The organism is Micromonospora sp., from assembly GCF_048594385.1.
In the GTDB taxonomy this organism is placed as follows: domain Bacteria; phylum Actinomycetota; class Actinomycetes; order Mycobacteriales; family Micromonosporaceae; genus Micromonospora; species Micromonospora wenchangensis.
In genome coordinates this window covers 1-7,423 of the sequence record NZ_JBMDWU010000516.1, presented here as the reverse complement: position 1 = coordinate 7,423, position 7,423 = coordinate 1, and the positions used below count along the sequence as shown (strand labels likewise).

At 75.6% G+C, this 7,423-nt stretch carries 1 protein-coding gene; it reads left to right on the top strand.

The window, feature by feature from the left end:
• Positions 1-100: 100 nt before the first annotated feature.
• The coding region (locus ACOJTC_RS27525; protein ID WP_420119063.1) for an SDR family NAD(P)-dependent oxidoreductase at positions 101-7,423 on the top strand (7,323 nt) is incomplete at its 3' end.

The following is a 7,423-nucleotide window of genomic DNA, read 5'->3' as shown; positions in this document are numbered from 1 at the left end:
CCGGTCCCCCCTACCGGTCGCGGCGGCCTTGCCGTGATCGGGCGCCGAAAGCCGACACACCGAGCCGGGCGTCGAACCCGGAGACCTAGTGGAGCGTGCCATGAGCGAGTCCGTGAACCCCACCGGTGCCGAGCCCGACGCCTTGTCGGCACTGCGGCGGCGGCTGGAGGGCCGCACGGCCGACGAGCAGGACCGGGCGCTCACCGCGCTGGTCCGGGAGCAGGCCCGCGACGTGCTGCGGACCGTACTGCCGGACGGCCCGGACGCCGTCGAGCCCGGCCGGCCCTTCCGCGACCTGGGCTTCGACTCGCTCGCCGCGGTCGAGCTGCACCGCCGGCTCACCGCCGTGACCGGCCTGGACCTGCCGGTCACCCTGGTCTTCGACCACCCGACGCCGCAGGCGGTCGGGCGGCTGCTGCGGACCCTGCTCGGTGGGGACGCGGCACCCGCGCCGGTCGCCGCGCCGCTGCGCCGGCCCGCCGCCGACGACGAGCCGATCGCCGTGGTCGGCATCGGCTGCCGCTACCCGGGGCACAGCACCTCCGCCGACGACCTGTGGCGGCTGGTCTTCGAGGGCCGGCACGTGATCAGCGACTTCCCGACCGACCGGGGCTGGGACACCGACGGGCTCTACGACCCCGACCCGGGCAAGCCGGGCAAGACCTACGTGCGCCAGGGCGGTTTCCTGGAGGGCGCGGCCGAGTTCGACGCGGACTTCTTCGGCATCAGCCCGCGCGAGGCGATGACGATGGACCCGCAGCAGCGGCTGGTGCTGGAGACCGCCTGGGAGGCGCTGGAGGACGCCGGCATCGACTCGGCGTCGCTGCGCGGCAGCCAGACCGGTGTCTTCATCGGCGCCGAACCGCAGGAGTACGGCCCCCGCCTGCACGAGGCACCGGAGGGCCTGGACGGCTACCTGCTCACCGGCAACGCGCCGAGCGTGGTGTCCGGCCGGCTCGCCTACACCTTCGGCTTCGAGGGCCCGACGCTGACCGTGGACACCGCCTGCTCGGGTTCGCTGGTCGCCCTGCACCTGGCCTGCCAGGCGGTGCAGCGTGGCGAGTGCACCACCGCGTTGGCCGGTGGCGTCGCGGTGATGGTGCACCCGGGCGCGTTCACCGCGTTCAGCCGGCAGCGCGGCCTCGCCCCGGACGGGCTGTGCAAGCCGTTCGCGGCGGCGGCCGACGGCACCGGCTGGGCCGAGGGGGTCGGCATCCTGGTGCTGGAGCGGCTCTCCGACGCCCGCCGCAACGGCCACCGGGTGCTCGGGGTGATCCGGGGCTCGGCGATCAACCAGGACGGCGCGTCCAACGGGTTGACCGCCCCGAACGGGCCGTCCCAGCAGCGGGTGATCATGTCCGCGCTGGCCTCGGCCGGCCTGGCCCCCGCCGACGTCGACCTGGTCGAGGCGCACGGCACCGGCACCCGCCTCGGCGACCCCATCGAGGCGCAGGCGATCATCGCCACCTACGGCCGGGAACGCCCCGCCGACCGGCCGCTGTGGCTCGGTTCGCTCAAGTCCAACATCGGCCACTCGCAGGCCGCCGCCGGCGTCGCCGGGGTGATCAAGGTGCTGATGGCGATGCGGCACCGGGTGCTGCCGCAGACCCTGCACGTCGACGCGCCCACCCCCAACGTGGACTGGTCCGCCGGCACCGTCGCGCTGCTCACCGAGGCCCGCCCGTGGGACGACGCGGGCCACCCGCGCCGGGCCGGGGTCTCCTCGTTCGGGGTCAGCGGCACCAACGCGCACGTCATCGTCGAGGAGCCGCCGGCCGTCGACGACGAGGCCGTGCCCGCCGTGCCGCAGCTGCCCAGCGAGGTGCTGCCGGTGGTGCTCTCCGCCCGGAGCGAGGCCGCGCTGCGCGACCAGGCCGCCGCGTTGCTCGCCGTCGTGGACACCGACGGGGACGCCCCGGAACTGCTCGACGTCGCGTACTCGCTGGCCACCACCCGGACCGCGCTGGAGCACCGGGCGGTGCTGGTGGCCCGGGACCGGGCCGCTGCGGTCGGGGACCTGGCCGCCCTCGCCGCCGGTGGCGACGTGCCCGGCGTGCACCTGGGCCAGGCCACCGGTGGTGGGCTCGGCTTCCTGTTCACCGGGCAGGGCAGCCAGCGGCTGGACGCCGGCCGGCAGCTGCACCGCAGCTACCCGGTCTACGCCGCCGCGTTCGACGACGCCTGCGGCTGGCTCGACCTGCAACTGGACGTGCCGCTGGCCGACGTGCTGTTCGCCGAGCCCGGCACCGCCGAGGCGGCCCTGCTCGACCAGACCGCCTACACCCAGTGCGCGCTGTTCGCGGTGGAGGTCGCCCAGTTCCGGCTGCTGGAGTCGTGGGGGATCCGGCCGGACCTGCTCGCCGGGCACTCGATCGGTGAGCTGGCCGCCGCTCACGTCGCCGGGGTGCTCTCCCTGGAGGACGCCGCCCTGCTGGTCGCCGCCCGGGGCCGGCTCATGCAGCAGCTTCCCGCCGAGGGCGCGATGATCTCGGTGCAGGCCACCGAGGAGCAGGTCCGTCCGCTGCTGGCCGGCCGCGAGGCGCAGGTGGGCCTGGCCGCGGTGAACGGCCCCGCCTCGGTGGTGGTCTCCGGCGACGAGGACGCCGTGCTGGAGGTGGTCGCCGCCCTCGCCGCCGCCGGGCACAAGACGAAGCGGCTGAAGGTCAGCCACGCCTTCCACTCACCGCTGATGACGCCGATGCTCGCCGAGTTCGGCCGGCTGGCGCACGTGCTCACCTACCGCCCGCCGACCATCCCGGTCGTCTCCACGGTCACCGGCCGGCCGGTGCTCTCCGGTGAACTGTGCGACCCCGACTACTGGGTGCGGCACGTACGCGACAGCGTCCGGTTCGCCGACGCCGTCCGGGCCATGGCCGACGAGGGGGTCACCACCTTCCTCGAACTCGGTCCGGCCGGTGTGCTCTCCGCGATGGGTCCGGCCTGCCTCGACGCCGACGCCGACGCCGACGCGGTCTTCGCCCCGCTGCTGCGCGCCGACCACGACGAGGAGTCCGACGTCGTCGCCGCCGTCGCCCGCGCCCACGTGCGGGGGGTGCCGGTGGACTGGACGGCGTTCTTCGCCGCCCGTGGGGCCCGCCGGGTCGCGCTGCCCACGTACCCGTTCCAGCGTCGCCGGTTCTGGATGGAATCCGGCGGCGGCAGCGCCGACGCGACCGGCTTCGGTCAGCTCGCCGCCGGGCACCCGCTGGTCGGTGCGGTCGTCGGCCTGGCCGGCGGCGACGGCGTGGTGCTCACCGGTCGGGTGTCGCTGCGCAGCCACCCGTGGCTGGCCGACCACACCATCTCCGGGGTGGCGCTGCTGCCCGGCACCGCCTTCGTCGAGCTGGCCGTGCGGGCCGGCGACCAGGTCGGCTGCCCCACCGTCGAGGAGCTGACCCTGGAGGCCCCGCTGGCGCTCGACGAGCGCGGCGTCGCCCTCCAGGTGGTCGTCGGCGCCGCCGACCCGGCCGGCCGCTGCCCGGTGGCCGTCTACTCGCGGCCCGACGGGTCCGACCCGGACGACCAGCTCTGGACCCGGCACGTCAGCGGCTTCCTCACCCCGGAGGCCGCCGACGCCGGTCAGCCGCTCACCCAGTGGCCGCCGCGCGACGCCCGGCCGGTCGACCTGGCCGGCATCTACGCCGAGCTGGCCGACCAGGGCTACGGCTACGGCCCGGTCTTCCAGGGCCTCAAGGCCGTCTGGCGACGCGGCCAGGAGGTGTACGCCGAGGTCGCGCTCCCCGCCGACAGTCGGGCCGAGGCGGCCCGCTTCGGCCTGCACCCGGCGGTGCTGGACGCCGCCCTGCACGCCATCGACGCGGCCCGCCGGGGCGAGCCCACCGACGACGAGGTGCGCATCCCGTTCGCCTGGAACGACGTCACCCTGCACGCCGCCGGTGCGGCCGAGGTGCGGGTGCGGATCGCCCCGGCCGCCGGGGACAGCGTGTCGGTGACCCTCGCCGACGCCACCGGCGCGCCGGTGGCCACGGTGCGCTCGTTCGTCTCCCGGCCGGTCTCCACCGCCCAGCTCACCGCCGCCCGGGGCGGCTACCACGAGCGGCTGTTCCGGCTGGAGTGGACGAAGCTCGGTCACCGGCCCGCCCCGGCGGGCACCCCCCGCTGGGTGGTGCTCGGCGACGAGCGGATCGGTACGGCCGCCCGGCACGCCGCCCCGGCCGCGCTGGGCGCCGCGATCGACGCCGGCGCCACCGCCCCCGAGTTCGCGTTCGTCGGCGTCGGCGTCGGCGACGTCCGGGCCGCCACCGCCGACGCGTTGACGCTGCTGCAGCAGTGGCTGGTCGACGCGCGGCTGGCCGGCACCCGGCTGGTCTTCGTCAGCCGCGCCGACGACCTCGCCACCGAGGCGGTCTGGGGTCTGCTGCGCGCCGCGCAGACGGAGAACCCGGACCGGTTCGTCACCGTCCGGCTGGCCGACGCCCCCACGTCGCTGCTGGCCGCCGCCCTGGCCACCGGCGAACCTGAGCTGCGGGTACGTGACGGGGCGATCAGTGTGCCCCGGCTGGCCCGGGTCGCCACCACCCCCGACGGCAGCGACGACGCCGGTTGGCCGACCGACGGCACGGTGCTGGTCACCGGCGGCACCGGCGGGCTCGGCGCGCACGTCGCCCGGCACCTGGCCGGCCGGCACGGCGTACGCCACCTGCTGTTGACCAGTCGTCGTGGCCCGGCGGCGGCCGGTGTGGCGGAGCTGCGCGCGGAACTGGAAGCGGCGGGCGCGAGCGTCGAGGTGGCCGCCTGCGACGCGGCCGACGCCGACGCCCTGGCCGCGCTGCTCGCCGCCGTCCCGGCCGACCGGCCGTTGCGGGCGGTGGTGCACGCCGCCGGCATCGTCGACGACGGCACGATCGGCTCGCTCACCCCGCAGCGGCTCGACGCGGTGCTGCAGGCGAAGCTGGACGGCGCGGTCAACCTCGACCGGTTGACCCGCGACGCCGAACTGAGCGCGTTCGTGCTCTTCTCCTCCCTGGCGAGCCTGCTCGACTGCGCCGGGCAGGGCAACTACGCCGCCGCGAACGCCACCCTGAACGCGCTGGCCGCCACCCGCCGGGCGCAGGGCCGGCCCGCCGTCGCCCTCACCTGGGGTCTGTGGACCGGTGACAGCGGCATGGGCGGCCAGTTGGACGCCGCCGCGTTGCAGCGCATCGAGCGTTCCGGCATGCCCGGCCTCAGCCCGGCCGAGAACCTGGCCCTGCTCGACGCGGCGCTCGGCGTCGACGAGCCGGTGCTCGCCCCGATCCGGGTCGACCTGACCGCGCTGCGCAACCGGCCCGACGGGGTGCCGGCGCTGCTGCGCGGCCTGGTGCCGCTGCCGGCCCGGCGGGCCGCGCAGGCCGCCGGCCCGACGGACGCCGCGCAGGGGCTGGCCCGGCAGTTCGCCGGCCTCACCCCGGCCGAACGGGACCGGGTCACCCTCGACCTGGTCCGCGCGCACGTCGCCGCCGTGCTCGGCCACGACGGCGCGGAGGCGATCGAGCCCCGCCGCGCCTTCAACGAGCTGGGCTTCGACTCGCTGGCCGCGGTGGAGCTGCGTAACCGGCTCAACGCCGCCACCGGGCTGCGGTTGCCGGCGACCCTGGTCTTCGACTACCCGACGCCGGTGGCGCTCGCCGAGTTCGTGGTCTCCACCGTGCTCGGCACCGACGTGGACCCGGTGGTGCCGGAGCTGGCACCTGCCTCGTTCACCCAGGAGCCGATCGCGATCGTGTCGATGAGCTGCCGCTTCCCCGGCGGGGTGAGCACCCCGGAGCAGCTGTGGGAGCTGCTGGAGGGCGGCGTCGACGCGGTCTCCCCGTTCCCCACCGACCGGGGCTGGGACCTGGCCGGCATGTACGACCCGGAGCCCGGCAAGCCCGGCAAGACGTACTCGATGGAGGGTGGTTTCCTCTACGACGCGGCCGACTTCGACGCGGACTTCTTCGGGATCAGCCCGCGTGAGGCGGTCGCGATGGACCCGCAGCAGCGGTTGCTGCTGGAGACGTCGTGGGAGGTGCTGGAGCGGGCCGGGATCGACCCGACCTCGCTCAAGGGCAGCCCGACCGGTGTCTTCGCCGGCGTCATGTACCACGACTACGCGCTGCGCCTGCACCAGGTGCCCGACGAGCTGGCCGGCTACCTGGGCAACGGCAGCCTGGCCAGCATCGTCTCCGGCCGGGTCGCCTACACCCTCGGCCTGGAGGGGCCGGCCGTGTCGATCGACACCGCCTGCTCGTCGTCGCTGGTGGCGATCCACCTGGCGGTGCAGGCGCTGCGGGCCGGGGAGTGCTCGCTCGCGTTGGCCGGTGGTGTCACCGTGATGTCCACCCCGGACACCTTCATCGACTTCAGCCGCCAGCGGGGCCTGGCCAAGGACGGCCGGTCCAAGTCGTTCGCCGCCGGGGCCGACGGCACCGGCTGGGGCGAGGGCGCCGGCATGCTGCTGCTGGAACGGCTCTCCGACGCGCGGGCCAACGGCCACCAGGTGCTCGCGGTGATCCGGGGCTCGGCCACCAACCAGGACGGCGCGTCCAACGGCCTGACCGCCCCGAACGGCCCCTCGCAGCAGCGGGTGATCCGGCAGGCCCTGGCCTCCGCCGGTGGCATCCCGGCGACCGACGTGGACGCGGTGGAGGCGCACGGCACCGGCACCGCCCTCGGCGACCCGATCGAGGCGCAGGCGCTGCTGGCCACGTACGGGCAGGGCCGCCCGGGTGAGCGTCCGCTGTGGCTCGGCTCGATCAAGTCGAACATCGGGCACACCCAGGGTGCGGCCGGTGTCGCGGGCGTGATCAAGATGGTGCTGGCGATGCGCAACGGGCTGCTGCCCCGCACCCTGCACGCCGACGAGCCGTCCCCGCAGATCGACTGGTCGGCCGGCGAGGTGCGGCTGCTCACCGAGGCCCAGCCGTGGCCGGCGCTGGACCGGCCGCGCCGGGCAGGCGTGTCGTCGTTCGGCATCAGTGGCACCAACGCCCACGTCATCGTCGAGGAGGCCCCGCCGGTCGAGCTGGAGGGCGAGATCGTCCCGCCGCCGGCCGTGCTGCCGTGGGTGCTGTCGGCCAAGACCGAGGAGGCGCTGCGCGCCCAGGCCGCCCAGCTGCGGGCCGCCGTCGCCGCCGCCACCACCGACCCGGGTGACCTCGCGTACGCGCTGGCCAAGGGGCGGGCGGCGCTGGACCGGCGGGCCGTCGTCGTCGGTGACGTCAGCGACTTCCTGACCGGCGCGGACGCCCTGGTCGCCGGGGCCGCGGTGCCGACGCCGTTGCAGGGCGGCTCCGGGGTGGTGTTCGTGTTCCCGGGGCAGGGTTCGCAGTGGGTGGGGATGGCGGTGGAGTTGTTGGATTCGTCTCCGGTGTTTGCGGAGCGGGTTGGTGAGTGTGGGGTGGCGTTGTCGGAGTTTGTGGATTGGCGGTTGGTTGAGGTTTTG